The organism is Metabacillus sp. RB-C-LZQ-3-1 (assembly GCF_058315175.1).
The window spans coordinates 98,279-117,592 of sequence record NZ_JBZFLI010000005.1 but is presented as its reverse complement, the minus strand read 5'-3'; the positions used below and the strand labels follow the sequence as shown (position 1 = coordinate 117,592).

Annotated in this window: 31 protein-coding genes and 1 pseudogene; 6 read left to right on the top strand and 26 right to left on the bottom strand. The window is 34.4% G+C overall.

Features of this window, described 5'->3' with window-relative positions:
* Positions 1-15: 15 nt before the first annotated feature.
* The 25 genes from AC4GZ8_RS09965 to AC4GZ8_RS09845 all read right to left on the bottom strand — a co-directional run bounded on the left by AC4GZ8_RS09965 (position 16) and on the right by AC4GZ8_RS09845 (position 12,691).
* Entirely contained in the window at positions 16-1,659 is a 1,644-nt protein-coding gene (locus tag AC4GZ8_RS09965; protein ID WP_491081700.1) for a terminase TerL endonuclease subunit, read from the bottom strand.
* Positions 1,649-1,957, bottom strand: coding sequence for a P27 family phage terminase small subunit (locus AC4GZ8_RS09960; protein WP_491081699.1), 309 nt, complete (start codon positions 1,955-1,957; stop codon positions 1,649-1,651). Before AC4GZ8_RS09960 ends, AC4GZ8_RS09965 begins: the two co-directional genes overlap by 11 nt.
* Positions 1,958-2,095: 138 nt before the next feature.
* The gene (locus tag AC4GZ8_RS09955) at positions 2,096-2,365 is read right to left on the bottom strand and encodes an HNH endonuclease (protein ID WP_491081910.1); all 270 of its coding nucleotides are present in this window, start codon (positions 2,363-2,365) and stop codon (positions 2,096-2,098) included.
* Between the two features lie 109 nt (positions 2,366-2,474).
* Entirely contained in the window at positions 2,475-2,729 is a 255-nt protein-coding gene (locus AC4GZ8_RS09950; protein WP_491081698.1) for a YjcQ family protein, read from the bottom strand.
* Positions 2,726-3,541: a hypothetical protein gene (locus AC4GZ8_RS09945; RefSeq protein WP_491081697.1), complete on the bottom strand. Its 816-nt coding sequence runs from the start codon at positions 3,539-3,541 to the stop codon at positions 2,726-2,728. Before AC4GZ8_RS09945 ends, AC4GZ8_RS09950 begins: the two co-directional genes overlap by 4 nt.
* A gap of 278 nt (positions 3,542-3,819) precedes the next feature.
* Positions 3,820-4,362 carry a site-specific integrase gene (locus AC4GZ8_RS09940; protein ID WP_491081696.1) on the bottom strand — a complete coding sequence of 181 codons (543 nt, stop codon included), beginning with the start codon at positions 4,360-4,362 and terminating at the stop codon, positions 3,820-3,822.
* Between the two features lie 387 nt (positions 4,363-4,749).
* Positions 4,750-5,139 carry an ArpU family phage packaging/lysis transcriptional regulator gene (locus AC4GZ8_RS09935; protein ID WP_491081695.1) on the bottom strand — a complete coding sequence of 130 codons (390 nt, stop codon included), beginning with the start codon at positions 5,137-5,139 and terminating at the stop codon, positions 4,750-4,752.
* An 86-nt stretch (positions 5,140-5,225) separates the two neighbouring features.
* Positions 5,226-5,405 (bottom strand): DUF3954 domain-containing protein, encoded by a 180-nt coding sequence (locus AC4GZ8_RS09930; protein WP_491081694.1) that lies wholly within the window; start codon positions 5,403-5,405, stop codon positions 5,226-5,228.
* 59 nt (positions 5,406-5,464) lie between these two features.
* Positions 5,465-5,689, bottom strand: coding sequence for a helix-turn-helix domain-containing protein (locus tag AC4GZ8_RS09925; RefSeq protein ID WP_491081693.1), 225 nt, complete (start codon positions 5,687-5,689; stop codon positions 5,465-5,467).
* A 37-nt stretch (positions 5,690-5,726) separates the two neighbouring features.
* Positions 5,727-6,215 carry a hypothetical protein gene (locus AC4GZ8_RS09920; RefSeq protein WP_491081692.1) on the bottom strand — a complete coding sequence of 163 codons (489 nt, stop codon included), beginning with the start codon at positions 6,213-6,215 and terminating at the stop codon, positions 5,727-5,729.
* Positions 6,212-6,805, bottom strand: coding sequence for a hypothetical protein (locus AC4GZ8_RS09915; RefSeq protein WP_491081909.1), 594 nt, complete (start codon positions 6,803-6,805; stop codon positions 6,212-6,214). The genes AC4GZ8_RS09920 and AC4GZ8_RS09915 overlap by 4 nt, the downstream gene beginning before the upstream one ends.
* A gap of 39 nt (positions 6,806-6,844) precedes the next feature.
* Positions 6,845-7,057 (bottom strand): hypothetical protein, encoded by a 213-nt coding sequence (locus tag AC4GZ8_RS09910; protein WP_491081691.1) that lies wholly within the window; start codon positions 7,055-7,057, stop codon positions 6,845-6,847.
* A gap of 4 nt (positions 7,058-7,061) precedes the next feature.
* Positions 7,062-7,616, bottom strand: a complete 555-nt coding sequence (locus AC4GZ8_RS09905; protein WP_491081690.1) for a dUTP diphosphatase — start codon at positions 7,614-7,616, stop codon at positions 7,062-7,064.
* A gap of 231 nt (positions 7,617-7,847) precedes the next feature.
* Complete coding sequence (locus AC4GZ8_RS09900) at positions 7,848-7,976, bottom strand: hypothetical protein (RefSeq protein WP_491081689.1); 129 nt, start codon at positions 7,974-7,976, stop codon at positions 7,848-7,850.
* On the bottom strand, positions 7,973-8,170 hold the full coding sequence (locus tag AC4GZ8_RS09895; RefSeq protein ID WP_491081688.1) for a hypothetical protein: 198 nt from the start codon (positions 8,168-8,170) through the stop codon (positions 7,973-7,975). Before AC4GZ8_RS09895 ends, AC4GZ8_RS09900 begins: the two co-directional genes overlap by 4 nt.
* Positions 8,171-8,174: 4 nt before the next feature.
* A complete protein-coding gene (locus AC4GZ8_RS09890) occupies positions 8,175-8,333 on the bottom strand; it encodes a DUF6906 family protein (protein ID WP_491081687.1) in 159 nt (52 codons plus the stop codon).
* A gap of 226 nt (positions 8,334-8,559) precedes the next feature.
* Positions 8,560-8,739, bottom strand: a complete 180-nt coding sequence (locus AC4GZ8_RS09885) for a hypothetical protein (RefSeq protein WP_491081686.1) — start codon at positions 8,737-8,739, stop codon at positions 8,560-8,562.
* The gene (locus AC4GZ8_RS09880; protein ID WP_491081685.1) at positions 8,732-9,724 is read right to left on the bottom strand and encodes an ATP-binding protein; all 993 of its coding nucleotides are present in this window, start codon (positions 9,722-9,724) and stop codon (positions 8,732-8,734) included. The genes AC4GZ8_RS09885 and AC4GZ8_RS09880 overlap by 8 nt, the downstream gene beginning before the upstream one ends.
* Positions 9,612-10,541: a hypothetical protein gene (locus AC4GZ8_RS09875; RefSeq protein WP_491081684.1), complete on the bottom strand. Its 930-nt coding sequence runs from the start codon at positions 10,539-10,541 to the stop codon at positions 9,612-9,614. The genes AC4GZ8_RS09880 and AC4GZ8_RS09875 overlap by 113 nt, the downstream gene beginning before the upstream one ends.
* 29 nt (positions 10,542-10,570) lie before the next feature.
* Positions 10,571-10,750, bottom strand: coding sequence for a hypothetical protein (locus AC4GZ8_RS09870; protein WP_491081683.1), 180 nt, complete (start codon positions 10,748-10,750; stop codon positions 10,571-10,573).
* A gap of 318 nt (positions 10,751-11,068) precedes the next feature.
* Positions 11,069-11,422 (bottom strand): hypothetical protein, encoded by a 354-nt coding sequence (locus AC4GZ8_RS09865; RefSeq protein ID WP_491081682.1) that lies wholly within the window; start codon positions 11,420-11,422, stop codon positions 11,069-11,071.
* A gap of 9 nt (positions 11,423-11,431) precedes the next feature.
* Entirely contained in the window at positions 11,432-11,998 is a 567-nt protein-coding gene (locus tag AC4GZ8_RS09860) for a helix-turn-helix domain-containing protein (RefSeq protein WP_491081681.1), read from the bottom strand.
* A 51-nt stretch (positions 11,999-12,049) separates the two neighbouring features.
* Positions 12,050-12,223, bottom strand: coding sequence for a hypothetical protein (locus AC4GZ8_RS09855; RefSeq protein ID WP_491081680.1), 174 nt, complete (start codon positions 12,221-12,223; stop codon positions 12,050-12,052).
* 62 nt (positions 12,224-12,285) lie between these two features.
* A complete protein-coding gene (locus AC4GZ8_RS09850; protein WP_491081679.1) occupies positions 12,286-12,441 on the bottom strand; it encodes a hypothetical protein in 156 nt (51 codons plus the stop codon).
* A gap of 10 nt (positions 12,442-12,451) precedes the next feature.
* The gene (locus AC4GZ8_RS09845; RefSeq protein ID WP_491081678.1) at positions 12,452-12,691 is read right to left on the bottom strand and encodes a helix-turn-helix transcriptional regulator; all 240 of its coding nucleotides are present in this window, start codon (positions 12,689-12,691) and stop codon (positions 12,452-12,454) included.
* A 157-nt stretch (positions 12,692-12,848) separates the two neighbouring features.
* Between AC4GZ8_RS09845 and AC4GZ8_RS09840 the strand changes: the two are divergent.
* From AC4GZ8_RS09840 to AC4GZ8_RS09815, 6 genes and pseudogenes are all read left to right on the top strand, one after another.
* Positions 12,849-13,046 (top strand): annotated as a pseudogene (locus AC4GZ8_RS09840) (helix-turn-helix domain-containing protein); the annotation flags it as partial.
* Positions 13,023-13,565, top strand: a complete 543-nt coding sequence (locus AC4GZ8_RS09835) for a helix-turn-helix domain-containing protein (protein WP_491081908.1) — start codon at positions 13,023-13,025, stop codon at positions 13,563-13,565. The pseudogene AC4GZ8_RS09840 and the gene AC4GZ8_RS09835, both read left to right, overlap by 24 nt.
* An 11-nt stretch (positions 13,566-13,576) precedes the next feature.
* Positions 13,577-13,831 (top strand): hypothetical protein, encoded by a 255-nt coding sequence (locus AC4GZ8_RS09830; RefSeq protein ID WP_491081677.1) that lies wholly within the window; start codon positions 13,577-13,579, stop codon positions 13,829-13,831.
* A gap of 173 nt (positions 13,832-14,004) precedes the next feature.
* A complete protein-coding gene (locus AC4GZ8_RS09825) occupies positions 14,005-15,552 on the top strand; it encodes an HIRAN domain-containing protein (protein ID WP_491081676.1) in 1,548 nt (515 codons plus the stop codon).
* Between the two features lie 80 nt (positions 15,553-15,632).
* A complete protein-coding gene (locus tag AC4GZ8_RS09820) occupies positions 15,633-16,124 on the top strand; it encodes an ImmA/IrrE family metallo-endopeptidase (protein WP_491081675.1) in 492 nt (163 codons plus the stop codon).
* A gap of 73 nt (positions 16,125-16,197) precedes the next feature.
* Positions 16,198-17,745 (top strand): recombinase family protein, encoded by a 1,548-nt coding sequence (locus AC4GZ8_RS09815; RefSeq protein ID WP_491081674.1) that lies wholly within the window; start codon positions 16,198-16,200, stop codon positions 17,743-17,745.
* A gap of 13 nt (positions 17,746-17,758) precedes the next feature.
* On the opposite strand, the gene yhbH is transcribed toward AC4GZ8_RS09815, so the two are convergent.
* Positions 17,759-18,934 (bottom strand): sporulation protein YhbH, encoded by a 1,176-nt coding sequence (gene yhbH, locus AC4GZ8_RS09810; protein WP_491081673.1) that lies wholly within the window; start codon positions 18,932-18,934, stop codon positions 17,759-17,761.
* Positions 18,935-19,314: the final 380 nt, after the last annotated feature.

Below are 19,314 nucleotides of genomic sequence, written 5' to 3'. Positions count from 1 at the left end.
TATTTCACACCCCCTTTAAAAAACCATAGCTTTCATCGGCTTTACATTTTTTTGTTCTTTTAGTTCTCCATCAAATTGCAAAGCATGGAGAAACGCAAAAAAGCCATCAGTCTTTCTAAGACGTGGCTCAATTTTTTCATACGTAATATTTTGTTTAGGATCTCTTTTGATGTAGACGTTATTTGTGTACCACCTCATCATCAAATCATCGCCATAAACAAGGTTCCCATAGGCAAAAAGGTCTTCTACAATTGGCTGTAATTGCGTGTGGGTTTTAGAACCACTTCTTGCCATAACAAGATTAGAATAACCAGCCTTTTCAAATGCCTCTTTTAAATAATTGATCCGGTACATATCACCAGCAATCATTTTTATCTTATATTTTTTAGCTTGCTCAGCGAACCAATTGACAATATATTCTGGCTTAATAGTTTCATCCTTAACGATAGTTACTAAGCCTTGTTCTTTAGCAAGTTCAATATCCACTTTGAAATTGTTCAGGTCTAGTGACTTTTTGTTAATGAATGTGTGATGGATCCAATAACGCTTTTCTCCTTTTTTAAAGAGTAATCCTACTCCAGCAAAGTCTGTTGTATCTGCATAGTCAACAGCACCTATAGATTCCATTCCTCTTAAATCTGGTATTTCTTGATTTGTTGCAGCAATCTTTTCCCATTCCGCAACAAGATCATATGCATCTTGTGATGGTATGTTCATCCTCTTTGTCATGAACTCAAGCTTTGCAGATTTTCTATGTTCAATGTTATTATACTCTGTTTCCATTTCCAATCTTAGATGTGGAAAATAATTTATCGATGGGTTAGCTTTTTCCCAATTGCTTTTATCATGAACTTCTTCTGGAGAATCAAGTTTGCATATGAAAGGAAATAAACGACTGTTTTTTATTTCACCCTTTAATAGCATTTTTGCTTCCTCTTTCATATGATCAAGAAAACCGTCACGTATATTTCCATCTGTTGTAATGTAAAAACGACGAGGTCTAGGTACTTTACCTAATGCAGAAGTAAATACTTTAATATTATCTTCACTCTCATAAGCATGTACTTCATCAAAGATTACAGCACCTGGTCTTAGACCATCTTTTGTTTTCGCGTTATTTGTAAAATATTCAAGTTTAGATTTCGTTTTATAAAATCCAATTACTTCTAAAGTACGCTTGAAGTATTTACTTAGTTTTTTCCAGTGGTCATCAAGAACTTCCCAAACATCCATAAATGAGGTCTTTGCTTGCTTCTGGTTAGTTGCAACAATCGCAACATCATATTTTCTAATTTTCTGCTTGGAGATTAGATAGAAACAAAGTGCTGCAATGAAACCATTCTTTCCAGCTCCACGACCCATCATTAAAAAAAACTCATTAAATACTAATGAGTCATCTTCTTTATAAAAAATTCCTACAACAAATGCAGTAACAAATTTCTGCCAGAGTAGGAGTTTAAAAGGAAAATATTTTTCAATGTGATTGATTGCTGCATTTATCTCATTATGGTCGATGTAAATTAAGTCATTTTCTTCTGTTAGTTTTTTCTCAAGGTATAGAATCAATAGCTTTACTTCTTTTGATGCTTTAATTTTTCCGATTTTCACTTGCTGCATATAAGCATCGATATGCTCGTTGAAAATTATGTTAGAAGTCATCGTCATCATCTTTCTGTTCGGCAGATGCCTTTAACCCGAGCTCAGATAAAATTTTCAACATTTGAGCATTTGTCTTGTTTAATTCATTAATAGAAGGATTAGATTTAGGTCCGTGCATTCCAGAAACTTTTATTCCCTTTGTTTTGATATCTTCAATCAATTCGTTCTTTACATCCCAAAGAGATAAATAGTCTTGGACAAGATCGGTGTAGTGAGAACCAGTTATCCATTTCTCTTCTAATTGACTCAACAAATCTTTTTCGATTCGCTTTCTTTGTGCTTTACTATTTCTCGCCAATTTCCACTCCCTCCTTCCACTTTATTTCCAATTACCTCCTAAAATTTAATAGTGAAAACTGCTCGCAGCTAAATAATCCTCACCCTTCCCCGTTGAAAGGTTCCCCAAATAAATGATGAATTTTTTGACCGGGGGGTATTACCATCGTTCCTTGTTCATAAATTTAGGTAACTTATTTTTCTCTTGGTCCAATCGGTCATGTACTTCGTTATGACATCTAATACAAAGACATTGCAGGTTATCTAATGTAAGAGCAAGATGTGGATAAGTCTTTACTTCTTTTATGTGATGAACGTTTTCAGCTCTCTTATACTTTCCGTTATGTTTACACAATTGACATTCATTATTGTCTCTTCTCAATGCTTCTTTCCTAAGTGAAATCCACTCTCTCGACTTATAAAATTTCATTAGATTTCCGTTTTTTATAAATCTTGTTAACTCTTCAATAATCAACTGTCATTCACCCCATAAAAAAAGCATCCTAAGAGATGCTTTTCTAAACATATATTTATTGTAATTAAGCAAGTGCATCATTATCTTCCAAGAATTGTAGTCCCTTTATTGTAATCTTTGCACCATTGTACCAGACTATTAGAGGTTTATTACCACGTCCTCCTCTAGTAACTGTTATTCCTTTTGCCAGTTCTTCATCAAGAATTAATTCTGCAATTTCTCCCCATTCTTCGTTTTTTACATCATAATCCCCTTTATTAACTTCCTTACCCTCATCAAGACTTTTTAATATTTTATAAATAATTCTTAATTTTTTCATGGTATTAACCCCATCAAAAATGCAGTAACTGCCTCTCCCCATTTGGGGTTTGTAATAACATTAGTTGTGAGGGTTAATAAACCTTTAGAACCTGTCTCATAAATCCTAGTTGCCAATTGTTTAAGTTTACCTTCCGAAGGATTGCTACTCTGTAATTCTGTCTCGATCTCATCTGTTATAGCTTTAACTTGGTCAACTTGGGTTTCATTTATTACCCCTTGTTCTAATGCTTGTTTCACTATTTTACCTGAAAGTTCTCCTATAGTTAATCTTTGAGAGATATCTTTCCCTAAAGCAACATTACCATGATCAGCAGTTATGTTGCCATAATTTATAATTTGTAAAGAGGCAGCCTCTACATTTTGCTTCCCCTCAACCTCATCCTCAACCAAATCATTTAGCTTGTCCATTAAAATATCCAGACAAGGGAAAAGAATTTGCTCATTCCATTTATTGATATTATCAATAAATCGTTTTTCAACAAATATTTGTAACGCATAATTCTCAATAGGGAATTCTCCTTCTGATGCTCGTTTCATTATTTGCAAAGCGTAAGCTATTTGTAAATCTTTTTCTACAGGAAGTTGAAGGTCAAACCAATCACCATGTGGAGCATTTTCTATACTTTCAAAATCAACTTTCATAACTAAATATGGTCCTACGATATAGCTTAAAACTTTATTATGTGTAATTAATTGAATTAACTCTTTAACTCTAGTATGGTAGACTTTAACTCCAGAAATCTGTAATGAAGTTATTGATTTCTCTAAATCTCTTAATGCCCTTTTTATTTCCTTTTGATTAAATTCCATTGCTCCCCCAACCCTTCCATTTATTTCTTATTCCATTTTATCACAACTCCTTATATAAATTAATTTATTTACACAACACTTATTTAACCTTTTCAGCCCTGTTCCGATTCAATTTCGACTCTAATTTCATGATAATGAGTTCACTACAATACATAGGGAAGCAAACTCATATGATCTCCTAGAAGCCTTTAAACATCTATGTTCAATCCACTTTTTAAAATTGAGTTTGAATAAATACTTTTGTAATGAACTGAAAAAAGACATAAAAAAAGAGAAGTTTAAATATCTAACTTCTTCTGTAGCTTATTTAGGTCATCTTGGACCACTCCGATATACCGTAAAGTGATTTCTGGATCGCTATGATTGAGCATTTTCATTAATGCAACTACATTATTATGGGTTCTATAATGATGATATCCATATGTCTTTCTCAATGAATGGCAGCCAATTCTTTCTAAACCAAATTCTTCAGCAACTTGTCTTAAAATAATATACGCCATACTGACACTAATTGGTTTATTCTTTCCTTGACGACTCTTGAATAAAAATTCATTTTTGTCCTTGCCTTTTACATATTCACGTACTGCTTTCTTAGTTTTAGGTGGCATAAAAATTTCATTGTATTTATCTGTTTTAGCTTCTTTGATGTAAATGCTCCAACCTTCTACATCACGAACACGTAAAGATAATATATCTTTTATCCTTAATCCTGTGTTGATCCCTAACAGAAAAAGAATATAATTTCGTTCGCTCTGTTCTTTTAAATAATCCTTTATTTCTTGGATTAATTCTTTATCACGTATTGGTTGTACAATATTCATTTAATCACCACGCTTTTATAAATTAAGCACCACCTTATGCTATTTGCTTGTTCATTTTTAGGTTTATCCTATCCTAATTAATCACCCAGGAGGAATGGCCAATGATTATAGGAAAGGCAGCTGCAATTCACAGCATCCTTTGCAAAGGACTTTCACACTTTGCATCCCCGTAGCTATCGTGCGCAATACTGCTAGACTCCAGTTATTCCCCCTGTAAAATCAACCGGTAACCTTCAAAGTCATTCGATACACTCGAGTACACCTTGTTAATGGAGTTGGTGCATCTCCGAGATATTTTCTTATAATCAAATGTTAACTTTTACAAAAAAATAAAAAGGTCCCCAATTTGGTACCTTTTTTGTCCGGTTTTTGTTCGAAATTTGTCTGTTAAATTATTCCTAATGCAGTAGCTATCGTTAGAATTGCGGTCCGTTTCTTTTCGTAAAATTTCCCTTTCTTCAAACCAAGTTCAAGATATATATTAATATCGTTAACTTCGTGTGAAGAAAGATATTTCATATCAACAATCTTTCTTTCTGTATAATCAAGACTATTTTCCAACGCTCTCTCAACCTGCTTTACTTTAAGTTCATTTTTCATTTGATCTTCTTTTCTTACTGAAGGAAAAAGGTTGATTACACCAGCGTTCTTTTGTTCGATTTTGTTTTCGATTTGAACTTTAAGTGCTCTATAATTCTTTAATTCATTAATGGTTAAATTGATTACTTCTTTTTCATTAAGTTCTTGAGTAAATTTAGTGATCTGTTTAGCAATCATTCTTATCCCTCCTGAATAAAATAAAAAGAGCACTAAATAAACGTTATTACACGTCCATTTAGTGCTCCTGGTTGTTCCAGTAAGCTTTATTTTTTTGAATATGATATGTCGTAATGGGACCACTTTCCGTTTTGATAGGTAATTATTTGTTTGCCGAATCCCGTTGGAAGGGCATCTACAATTGTTAACTTACCATCTCTTACAACATAAGTAGCGTTTTTCATTAAATCAATTTCAGCTGTCATTTTTTCTATATTTCCGTTCACCAAGATCCCTCCCGTGTTATAATAGGATTAGGTCGAGCTGAGAGAGATCTTGGCTTTTTTTATGCTATTAATCTTTTATTTTGAAGTCTTGTTTTCACAATAGTTCTTATCGTGTTTATAATCGGATAGACATCTCTTGGTAATCTTTTTGCCTGTTCCCAATTCTTAATTGTGTTGTAATTAACACCTACTGCCTCAGCAAATACTCTTCGCTCCATACCTGTAGATTCTCTCATAAATTTAACAAAATCCGAGAATTCCTCTACTGTTATTATTTCTTTCATTCCCTTCAACTCCTTCGGTATTTATTTGGATTGCGAATTAATCTAAGCCGAATTTTTTAATGGCTTTATGCTGGAAATAATCTTCACCAGTCAGCTTCTTATACCAATGCTTGTTCCATAAATATATTTCAGGAAGCAAACCTTCTCGTTTATCTTTCGAAGTATCCCAAGCAACTAAATTCCTGGCTATAATTTCCGTTAAAGTTTTAATAACCATCCCTTGTCGCAATGATTCCTTTTCATAAGATTTTTCCCATTCAATCGTGCTATTTAATTCTTCCCATTTCGCCCAATTATCAAAGTCAAAACCGTTGTCTTTTGGGCTGCCCTCTTTTTTCGTTTTTTCTTCATCGACTACAGAAGTAGCGACTTTAATTGACTCTAAAAGATGCACTTGTGTACCTGCTTCATGACCCTCAGCCATCAATTCTTTTTTTAAAGATTCATATTCTTTTAATGCTTCTTCATAGGTGTCAAAGTAATACAAATCAACGGAGCTGCAATAAACAATCCATTGTTTATTCATTTCACCATCTCCATTTCTTTTTTACTTAACAATTGCTCAATAGCCATTTGCAAACCAACCCAATACCCGATTAAACGATATGGCATTCTTTGACCAAAATCCCACACACATTCCATTGTCTCTGAATCTGCAGAAGTATCATTGTAAACAGGCATTAACCAAGCGTGATAAGCATCCATTGATGTACTTTCATTAATAGCATTTAAGATACCGTCATAAATTTCTTGACCATCTTCAGTATCGAACATATCGTACTCTTCCCAATGATCTTTAAGTTGTTTCTTTGCTAATTCACCATTGAAGTCCCATCGATCTTCACAGTAAGCAGATAGTTTGCCTGTGAAATAACTTAAATTAAATCCCTTAAGATTTTTTAAGGTTGCTGCACATGTAAGGGAATAAACAGCTTCACCAATATCACCTGAAATGAAAACATTGTAACCAGATAACACATACTTAGCTCTATACATACTTGTTCCTGGTTCTCCCCAGTGAATGACTTGTAGACCTTCTTCGCCTTCTATTTCTGCTACATGGTTTTCAAACCACTCATTTTTGATTTCTTCTTTAGCTTCTTCAAGAAAATTAATTCCCAATTTTATTCCTCCTTCGCTATTTTCATCAATTCCCTAGCTTATTTCTCCACCTTCAATGTACCTGTGCAATTCACTTAGCGTCATTCCTAATAAGGTTTTTTTAGAGTCTGCAAATAAAATTATTTCTGTATCTGTTTTCCAAACTTTTCGAGTGCCAATGATTCTAATCATTCCATGCTTGGTTTCAATCCGATCACCAGCTTGAGGGATAGTTTCAATAACATCAAAGATTGATAGTTGCTGCATAATTTTAATAACCGGATTCCTGGCGTTCATGGTTAATCTTATTTTTAGCCATATACGCTTGTTCAATCTCCTCAGAAGTAAATCCAAGCATGATACCTAAGATGTAGAAATCCTTGTAGATTTCAAACCAAGATGTTCTTGTTCTTCTATAAATTAAATTAGTAACCTTTCGAATTAAATTTAGGATATAATCGGTTAAATGTTTCTCTTTCAAATTTTCCCAATCAATACTTACTGGTAATACTTTTTCTTGAACAATACCAATTGTTATACCAAGAGAAACAATGAAATGAAGACAGTCAACGTATTCATCAAGCAAGGGATTGTACCATTCTTGATCCTCTGGCATCATAGCTGGATTTCTAAGAGCTCTAATATTAGGTTTCCTTTTCTCAGGAACTTTCCAGTATTTAAAGGACTTTTCCTCATTGGCACATTCCCCAAGTTCTACAATTAAAGCTAGACAACGTTTCTCAAAAGGTGCTTCCTTTAATCCTTGTTCTTGTAAAATATGATCATCGAGAACCTTCTGCATCTCGAACAATTTCTTTATATTCATCTGGTACCTCCTGAAAATATTCATGGCCGAAATGCTTTACGATTTTATCTAATAATTTAGGACCAATACCTGGGACGTTTTCTAATCCACTAAATCTTGCAGCTAATATTTGTACTGCAGTATTCCTCCCTGATGTAGCGCTTTGCTCAAACCCAATCTTAAAACCATCGTTATATCCTTCTTGGCGAGCCTTTACAATTACGGGATTTTTTTTCCCAAGCTGATCCCCTCCTAGAAGAATTTTTTCTTAATGGTTCTATTTGCAATGCGCTTATGGAGAGTACCTTTACGTGCTGCATTTACATCTCCTAGGAACCTAGCAGACTTATAAAAGAACCTAGCAAGTTTGCCTATACTCATATCTTCTCCTCCAATTTATGAACAGGAATTACTTTCCTTAGCTCATGATCTTCTGGTTTTTCGTACATATACGTTAATGCTGTTATTTGAGATTTTGTTTTCAGATCCAAAGTGTCCATTGTTGAAATCATTTGTCTTACCTTAACTGGTTCTTTCTTGATAAGACTAAGTAAATATTTTTCGGCTAATTTCATTTCTTCACACCACAATCACTCTTGGCTTTCCTGTTTCACGATGAACTAAATGCAACTTTTGATCGTGGATAAGATTTTTTTCAACTAACCAATTATTTGGATTTAAACCTGCTGAAACTAATATTTTCTTCTGCGCCCTAGTTGGACGTTTTCCTTGTTTCATATTGCTTCCTCCCTTTGAGAGATTGCTTTTTTAAAAATTTTATCTAGTTTATCGATGGTGTACTCCCGACCATTAACTTCTAACTTAATGATCATCGATTGTTCTAGAGGAATTCGATTGATGAAATTGATAAAATCCTGTTCGCTGGTAACTGATTTTGTGTAACCAATGGTTTTTTTAGAACGATAAAACATTGTGTAATGCAACCTAATCCAAAGAGGATAGTTCATGCTGATTTCATGCCCAACCGGATCTTGTGCATTTCAATTAAATGTCTAACCTGTCTGTATCTCTCATTTCGTTCAGCGCCTTCCTTATACGGTCCACAGTTTGGGCATGTATGGAAGGTGATTGATGAATGATTATCGTCATGAACAACTCTTGTGCCATTACATAATTTACACATGTACTTTCTCCTTTCTTTTCAATCGCTGATCTTCTCCTTCAACCTCAAGTAAATACTTATCAGTCATGCTGAACAGTCTACTGGATGCTGCATAACCGATTTTTTCACTTAACGTTCCCTTATCTTCATTACTGCTGAAAATAATGGGTTTATTATTTCGGTATCGCTCATTGATAATTTGGTAGTATAACCCTTCTCTTGTTTCAGTCCATTTACTCTTTCCGATATCATCCCATATAAGGACGTCTGCCCATTTACTAGCTGTATCTATCAATCTCCGAAACTCTAAGCCTCCGTCACCAGCCATTTTGGCTGCCGTTAGATCTTCCATGAAAGTAACATCCGATACACAAAGGACCCTACAACCTCTTACGGTTATTCTCACTTCACCAAATTCAGTAAGTTTTTCCTCTATTCGAGCTTTTTTCATTAACCATTTGGCAGCTGCGATCTGTAAATGAGTCTTTCCGAGACCAAAATTATTGTGTTCTCTCTTAGCAATCAGTCTTTGATCACTTGGAAGTTGTTTTAATCTTTGTTCTCCAAATACAGCTATGAAACCAAGACTGTTAATCGGTGATTTATTCAGTTCCTGGAAGTTTTTGAGATAATCTGTCATGGTGTTGTACATAGTTGTTTGTACTAATGAGTCCCTAATGAAATTATCAAATCTAGCATCTTGGAATTCGTTTGGGATAAGAGCATTTTTGAATCGGGTCTTTATTCTGCTTTGTTCTAAACATTCGCATTCCGAAGCAGTTTCTTCAAAACGTAAGGTTCCATTAGGCCATTTAAGTTGCTCTCCATCTTCTCCGTATACAGCAGTCTTTTTTAGGATGAATTGCTTATCCTGACACTTTGAGCACTTATAATCATGACCAAGCGTCTCTGTCTGATTTAAGCTCTCGCATTGCATCCTCATATGATTTGCTTTTTCTAGAAGATGCTCCATTGCCTGATCGATGCTTGTGAACCTTGGCTTCATTTCCTGCCTCCTCCCTAAAGCTCTGTTCCAATTGATGCTTGTCTAAGATGTAGCCAACACAATAGCTCAATCCGTTGATCTTATCCCTAGGATGTTTGGGCTTGTATGCAGAAAAACATTCAGATAACCATACTTTCGCTTTCTCTACTGGGACACCAGCACTTAGAATCTCTTTAGCAGCCGATACATCGTTAGGTGAGTAAGAAAAGCCATTTGCGCGAAGATGAATATAATAATCTAATAATTCACCTTCGTTTTCAGGAGTATGTGATATTTCTCCTACGGTTATGTGTGTAGGATCACCATGTAAAAGGTCGGTTGTAGGCACCCCGTCACTTTCTCCCATGTGTGCGTTATTAGTAGTGGTATAATCTGTAGTAATCTCTGTAGTAATCTCTGTTAAAGATCTTTTGGATTCAAACTTTTCATTTTCTGATTTCGAAATCCTGTTTTTTCGATTTCGCAAAAAGGAAATGAAAAGTTCAACAAAGATGTTTTTATTCAACAGGTAATGTACAGTTGGATTTCCTTCAGCCTTTTTCACTTTTGTGTCAATAATTTTTAATTTTTCTAATTTTGAACGTGCTTTTCGGATGGAATACTTACTAAGTTTTATTTCATTTGACCAATCGCTGTCTGATTTATAGAAATACCCATCCTTAGATTTAGTGCGATCAGACCAATAGAGTATTTGAGATAACATTAGTGCTGACTCAATATCTCCAAGAAAATCAACGAAAACCACATTGATGGTAATTACATTGTTCTGTCCTGTAAATGCAGTGACAGTGTCTAGAATCTGCTGTCTAAACTCCATTTTGTTCCATTCACTTCCTTTACAGATTTCTAGTCTTGTGGAATAATTAATTCTTGAATATAAACCTGTGAGTTTTTTAAATTTCTTTCTTCAGCAATTTCAAACGCTCGTTCTTTACATTGACTAACAGTGTGGGCAAACACTAATGTAGAGAAAATCGTTTTGATATTGCTTTTTTCTTTTACTGCAAAATCAACTTCGTAGATCATACTTTCCTCCTTCTAAAACCATTAACTAAAAACCACATGATTAAAGAACTTCCAACAACGAAAAACAACACACACACTGCTGGAGTGCTCATAAACAAAACCTCCTTTTTATAAAATTGATGCATAGCTTGTCCTTAAATGGCATATGTATTAATAACAAGTTCGCATCGTCATAGCCAGGAGTGGAATGAATACTCTTTTTGGGGTAAAGGGGGTAGAGTACACTCCTAACTATGACGACAAGAACTAGAAAGATCTTGTCGAATTATCAAAGAAATGATAAACTTATATCAACCTAAGCATAGTAGTGAATTTGATTTAAGCAGTGAGTGTGCCAGCACTTGCTGCTTTTTTATTTTTTAGAATTTCAGGCATGTTCCTCATTTGAAAAGCCTTTCTAACCTCTTCAATTTGATCACCGTAACCACGATATAACCTTGCAAGTTCATTTCTTCCTGTTTGAGCAAATTGCTTACTTTGAAACCTTAATGATTGAGCAATATAAATCATTTCCATTCCATCAAGCTCTACTTGTTCATTCATGTCTTGTATTTTTAGATAACTGATATCAAACAGCTTTTTACCAATACCGTTTTGAGTGTTGCGGAAATTTCTCATTGAGATGGTGATCATATCTTTTTGGAATTTTGTTAGTTTAATAGTTTCCTTCATGATTTCCTCCTAAATATTGACTAGTTTTCGTTCTTCATATCTTGGCATGGCAACTCTTGTTGCTAAGGATTTTATTGTCCAATCATCTGAAAGTGATTTTAGATCAATACCGAATTCTCGATTTAAGGCATATAATGTTGTTCTCATGCCTGGTCCCAAATCATAAATTTCTTTAAATTCATGCATAGGTACTTCCGTTACACTTCCAGGTCTAAGCTCAGATATCCATTCTTCAATTTTGTCAATCGAGTTTAAAGCATGTTTGATTTGTTGTTTTAGATTTAAAATTGCTCTATCCAAATCTTCATTTAGTCTTGGATCAACAGGTGCAGCTGCAAGTGGATGCAAGTTGTATATGTAGTGAACTAGATCAACGTGTTCAAAAGCACCTAAAGCTGTAAACCACTTAATGGCTAAATCAGGCGATGGTTCAACCAACCCATTTTCAATTTCGCTAATTTGCTTTTGAGTACGATTGATTACCTTACCTAGAGCGTTTTGGCTGAACCCTGTTTGAATTCTTACATCTCTCATTTCGAAATTTAGGTTGTGTAAAGAATATGGTTTGTTCGACATATGTTCTCCTCCATTTTTATTCAGTTGTAGAATGTAAAATTTTTATTAAAGTTAATTTTGATAACAATCATGAACAGCAGCTGCAATTTCCTTTAAGATAGGATTACCTTTCTCCCATTCTTCATCGAACCATTGCTTTTGCTCTTTATTGCTCATGTTGACAAGTGGTGAGTGGATAATCACTATTGAGTTGCCGTAATGATATTCTTTTTTTGGTTTATCCATGCCCGCATTCCCCCTTGGGATATGTTTATGCGGGTGGATCAATGCGCTTGCAGGCATTCTGTTCACCTCATTACAATTCGTGTTTTTTCTAGGAATTTAACTAGAGATTCTGCTGCATCTTCTTTGGAATACTTAGGATCATCTATAAGACAAAAAGCAATGGTTAGAATGTCAGTACGAATATCTGAGATTCGGAGCATTTCTTTTATGTCATTCATAATGATCTTCTTAAGCTAAATTAGCATTGATAAATTTTTTATCATCACCTTCAAAAAAAAGATCAGGAAATAGCTCTTTCATACTTTTGTTAAAATATTTTTCATATTTTATCATCGTAGTTCTTCCTGGATTAACCACGCCTTTTTCAAGTTTACGGACATAGATAGTTGAAATCCCTATATCTTCAGCCAGTCCTTGTTGAGTTAGTTTCTTTTTTTCTCTAAGTTCTTTTAAAAGGATTCTTTCCATTTTTACTCTCCTTTCTTGATAAGTTTTTTATCGTTAACACAAATATAAATGATAACTTTTTTATCGTCAATACGTTTTTGAAAAATTTTTTATCAACGATACAAAAGTTATCACTACTTGTTTATAATTGGAGGTGAAAACATTGGTGGTGATTAATTTGAAAGATTCGACTCTTGGAGATCGTTTAAAAAAATTAAGAGGCAAAAGAACACAAGAAGAAGTATCAAAAGCGCTAGACGTTTCAAGAGCGAGATACTCGCACTATGAAAATAATAGAGTAGAACCAGATTTAGAAATACTTGAAAAATTAGCAGAGTATTTTAATGTTTCAATTGATTTTTTAATAAAGGGTGAAGGACACTTCACTCCTCAATTACTTATTCGTCAAAACCTAAAAAGAGCACGTGAATTCTGTGGATTGACTCCTAATGAGTTAGCTAATGAGTTAAATGTAAGTGAAGACCTTATTGATAAATGGGAATCAGGTAAAATAAGACTAAGTGAAAAAGAAGTTGAAAGTATAAACGAAGTTTTTTCGAATTTCTCTGAAAGATATCGGCAAGCACTTGAAAATCAGACATCATCACTTCAAACGGGAATACCTGTTTTACGTATGAACAACATTTCTGAAAGTAAGGGAGAATATTTTGCTGATATTTTAGAAAATGCAATGATAAAAAACCAACAAAAGAAAGATAATAATGATTCTCTAACTGAAATAATTGACCTTATGAAAGAAGCTGGAGTTGAAGACTCAGGTTTCTTTGATATTGAAGAATGGAAGAACCTATCACCAGAAGACATGATTGAGATAAAAAAGCACTTTGAGTGGGTAGCTCAAAAAGCTAAGGAACGTAATAAAGAAAATGATTAGAGGTAATTAATATGACATTTACGGATTTCATTGTCGGAGCTATATTTTCATCAGCTTTATGTATGCTGTTAGCTAAATGGAAAGATAGACCTATCTTCAATTGGGGCTTGTGGGGGTTGCTCCTTGGCGGAATTGGAATCTTAATTATTTTATTTCTACCTAAGTTTAGAAAAAAATGTCCTAGATGTGCTGAGAAAATAAAAGTTGAAGCAACCATATGCAAACATTGTGGAAGTGAATATAGTAATGAGGTTGAAGTAGGATAAATTCAGTTAAGATAAAGAAACACATTGAATGGGTTCCCAAGAAGGTTAAGGAACTTAATAAAGAAAATTCTTAATGAGACACTTTTAAAGGTGTCTTTTCCTTTAATTTATGATGGTAATTTTTAATAAAATTCATTTTTTTATAAATTGGGACAGGGGGATTTTATTACCATATGGATGCATATCCAATCATAGACGTATCGGAATGGAAAGTAGATGCAAAGAGAGGGAAAGGGACTGGGAACCGTGAAAAAATATGGTTAATCGATCCTAAGTCAGGAAGGAGTGTCATGTTTAAACTTCCGCGTGAAGATCGAGGAGAGCATTGGGCAGAAAAACTTTGCTATGAAATTGCAAATGTAATTGATTTCCCCTGTGCAGAAGTTGATTTAGCTACTAGAAATGGTAGGCTAGGCTCAATTAGTTACCATTTTGTCGATGAAAAGAATGGATTTTCACACTATGATGGTGGGACCTTCTTCCCTTACGATTATGATCATGAAAAAAACAGGGGCTACAATATTCAGCTTATAAACCAAGTTTTAAATGAGCAAGATTTAATGTTACAAGACTTCTTCTTTTGTGTTTTGTTCGATGCACTTATCGCTAATGGTGATAGGCACCAAGATAATTGGGGAATAACTAGACACGAAGGAACACACAAAAAATTCATTTCTCCACTTTATGACAACAGTGCTTCATTAGGAAGAGACTTAAATATTACAACTTTAGAAACTCTATTGAAAAAAAGAGATAATCTGATAAGATACATATTTAAAGGGAAGTCAAAGATCGGTTTTTTAGATAAAAGGCAAGAGAATCATTTCTCTTTAGTCCGGAAGGTTTTTAGTCAATATACAGAAGAATATTCAATACTTATAAATCAACTCATTTTGTTAACGGATTCTTCTATTAATTTAATTGTAGATAAGCTGCCAAATGAGTTTATTAGTAATATACATAAAGAGTTTCTAAAAAATTTCATAAAGATCAGAAGAGACATATTAATAAAAATGGGTGATGATATGAAAAGCGAAATAACAGACTTGTTATTGATTTGGAAGGACCCTGAAACCCGTCAGCGATTTACTGTAGGTAAACTTTCTTATAATAAAGAAAATGATATTTATAAATTTAATTATAAGGATCCTGAACTTTCAGAAGCAGTAAAACATCGTTTTCAAAACTATCCAAACTTTCCTAATCTAAAGCAACATTACGAAGTTAAGGGTAGTATTTTTCCTAGTATTAAAAAACGTTTACCCCAGCCAAAACGACCTGATTATGGAGAAATCCTAATAGAGTTTGGTTTGAATAATGCTAGTACAGATATGGAAATACTTGAGGCTACTAGAGGCAGACTAGCTACAGATACTTTTGAATTTGTAAAAGCTATTGGATATAGAAAAGGCGAACCGTTTGAAGTTACTTTTGATTTAGCTGGTGCTCGTTATGCAGGATTTCAAAAGGTTTCTCATGACTTAAACATTGGGGATGACATTATATTGGAGATAGATCCAGATAATGATTACGATATTAATGCAATAATGGTTCTTTCGTCATGCGGTACTAAATTGGGGTACGTCCCAAAGTACTACTCGTCTGAATTCAAAAAGATGGTTTTAGATAAAGTTGGATATACTGCTAAGATCGTTAAACTAGATAGTCAAAATTCATCTCCAGATGAGTGGGCAAAGGTTTATGTTGAAGTTACTACTTAAAAAATAACCTAATATTGGGTTATTTTTTTATTGCATTTTACGAACATACATTCTTATAATAGTCCTAAGGAGTTGGTAATATGAGTAAAACGTACATGACCACAGCCTTAGAGGACTGGGTAACTTCTTTTTATTTACGAATAGGTATTAAAAATCCTATAGATATTTCTGAAACCTATATTGCAAGAAAATGTGAAATCTATATTAAAAAAGATAAGATCCCCTCACGATATGATGTGGTGGGTCGTTTTCGATCAATTACCCTCGACATTCGAAAGGACAAACTTATTCAACGTGAAGTCTTTTTTCATGAGCTTTGCCATATCTTACGTCACTCTGGAAGACAAGGGATGATGCCAGAAGCATTCCGTGAACTTCAAGAATGGGATGCAAGAAACTTTGTAAAGTATGCTGCTATTCCTACTCACATGATTGAATATATCGATTTGAATGATCCGTTAGTCATTGATCAAATGGTACAACTTTTTAAGGTGACACCCGAGTTGTGCACAGAAAGACTTATTCAGATTCAGAAACGGAAAAGTCCTAATTTACAAGCTATTTCTATATGAACAATCTAATAGCCCAATATTTGGGCTTTTTTTCGTGTACAGATATTTATATAATTGTGTAGAGGTGAGTGATATGTACAGGCCCACTAAATTAGACATAGATATTTATTTAAGGAAAAGTCGTAAAGACATCGAAGAAGAACGTTCAGCTGCTAATGATGGAGTGGATTATGATACCCTCTCGAAACATCGAAAACAATTATTAGCTATTGCAAATAAAGAAAATCATAACATTATAGAGGTCCACGAAGAGATTGTATCTGGAGAATTTATATCCGAACGTCCTAAAATTCAAGAACTTATTAGAAGAGTTGAATCAGGTCTAGTCGATGCTGTATTAGTGATGGACCTTGATCGTTTAGGTCGTGGCGATATGTTAGATCAGGGGTTACTTGATCGTGCTTTTCGCTACTCGGGAACGAAAATACTTACACCAACAGAAATCTATGATCCAAACGAAGAATCTTGGGAACTGGTATTTGGTGTAAAATCACTTGTGGCTAGACAAGAGCTTAAGGCCATTACAAGACGTTTACAAGGTGGCAGAAGGAATTCTGTATCAGAAGGTAAATCTGTCTCTAAGAAGCCTCCATATGGCTATTTGCGTGATGAAAAATTAAAGCTTTATCCTGATCCCGACACTGCATGGGTTGTTGAACGAATGTTTGAGATGATGCGTGATGGTCATGGGAGGCAAGCAATCGCATTAGAACTGGACAAGTTAGGTATTAAACCACCTTTTAAAGATTCCTGGGCTCCCTCCACTATTACAGCCATTATTAAAAACGAGGTTTATCTTGGTCATATTATTTGGGGAAAGATTAAATACCAAAAACAAAATGGGAAGTACAAACGTAAGAAAGTGGACCGTGATCAATGGATCATTAAAGAAAACGCACATGAACCCATTGTCTCACCTGAGCTTTGGGAAGCAGCCAATCGAGCACATACTGGAAGATGGAGGCCGTCTACAATCAAAAGTAAATCTCTTTCTAATCCATTGGCTGGTATACTTCAGTGTGAAGTATGTGGATACACTATGCTTTACCAACCAAGAAAAGATAGACCAAATGACATTATTCGGTGTGCGCAGTCTCATTGTAAGGGAGTCCAAAAAGGAGCCGCAATAAACCTAGTGGAAGAACGTATTCTGCAAGGGTTAAACGAAATAGTACGTAGTATGGAAGTAAAGGAAGATGAAAGAAGTAAACAACAAAATAATTCTGTTATTCCTTTAAAGAAAAAGGCAATCCAAAAGAAAGAAAAAGAATTAAATGAATTAACTGGTCAAAAAAATAACCTTCATACTCTTTTGGAACGTAAGGTTTATGATGTGGATACATTCTTGGAAAGACAACAAATTGTTAATACCGAAATTAAGCAATTAGAGGCAAGTATTGAAGAATTGAAAAAGGATATTCTCCAGGAAGAAATGTATATGAAAAACGTCACAGAATATGTTCCAAAAGTAAAACGAGTTATTGAAGCCTACTATGAAACATCGGACATCGAAAAGAAAAACCGATTATTAAAATCGATTCTTGAAAAGGCAACCTATCTTCGTAAACAAGACTGGAAAAAGAAAGATCAATTTACCATTCAAATTTACCCCAAAATATAGAAGGCTGTATGATTTAAACAGCCTTCTCTTTTGCGTTTTCATTACTAAAGAATGTTTGCAACGCTTCGATAACGCCTGGTTTATTTTTTATTATGTGATATCTAAAAGCTTCATCTTTGATATTTTTGAATGCGCTCATTAGTGTAGATGGTGTACGATTATACTGATTTACTTCACCATAACCAAAAATATTGGAAACCTTCATTAATTCTCCTACAAGTTTGACACAGCGTGCGTTATCAGATGTTAAGTTATCACCGTCTGAAAAATGAAATGGATAAATATTATATCTTGATGGATTATACTTCTCTTCAATGACTTCAAGTGCTTTTCGATAGGCTGAAGAACAAATGGTTCCTCCGCTTTCTCCTTTTGAAAAGAAATCCTCTTCCGAAACGATTTTTGCTTCTGTATGATGTGCAATAAATTCAATGTCTACCTTTTCATACTTTGTTCTTAGGAATCTTGTCATCCAGAAGAAAAAGCTTCGAGCCATATATTTTTCCCAAAGACCCATCGAGCCGCTCGTATCCATCATCGCAATGACAACGGCTTTAGATTCTGGTTTCACAACCTCATTCCATGTTTTAAATTTTAAGTCTTCAGGATAGATTGGATGAAATTTAGATTTCCCTGCCATAGCATTACGTTTATATGCTGAAAGCATTGTACGCTTCTTATCAACATTTCCCATAAGTCCTGTTCTTCTGATGTCATTAAATTCTATATTTTCAATGACAATATTGTCTCGCTCTTTTTGTTTTAAATTCGGAAGCTCTAATTCCTTAAATAATGCCGCCTCTAGTTCTAGTATTGAAACTTCGGCTTCATAGTAATCCTCTCCAGCTTGATCTCCAGCTCCCTGACCCTTGCCAGGACCCTTTGCATCCGCTTGTGACCCATCTCTCGCTACGACATCACCGACCTGACTCTCCCCATCACCTTGGCCAACATGCTTATTTTTATCATAGTTATAGCGAATTTTATATTCGTCGAGTGAACGAATTGGGATTTTCACAACATCCTTCCCATTTGACATGATAATACTTTCTTCTGTGATAAGATCTGGAAGGTTGTTACGAATAGCTTCTTGTACTTTTTCTTGATGGCGTGTTTGATCATCATGGCCTTTGCGATGGAGGGTCCAATCTTCTTGTGAGATAACAAAATTCTGATCTTGACTAGACATATGAACAATTCCCCCTCCAATAATTTTTTCGGATTCTTAAGATAGTGACTTGTGTTTTTCAAAATTCCAGGTGCTTGTTTAGAAAAACTTGGCTTATCATCAAGCGCCTTAATGGCGAAAGCCTTAGTTTCTCTTATCCTATCAACCATAAACCGTTCAACTTTCAGTTAGTGCAAAAAAAGTGTCACATTTTTCAAATAATCAGCATACATTAACGTGGATGAATAAAAAGTCTATTACCAGCTATATTTGAATTCTGTGGATTACTCTATCCTATGCAAGAGAATTGATTTATTGACAAATAATTTAGAAAATTAAACTGGAATCTTTAAAAATAAGACAAGTTCCCAAGCCTATTTAGGACAAGCTATTACATTTAT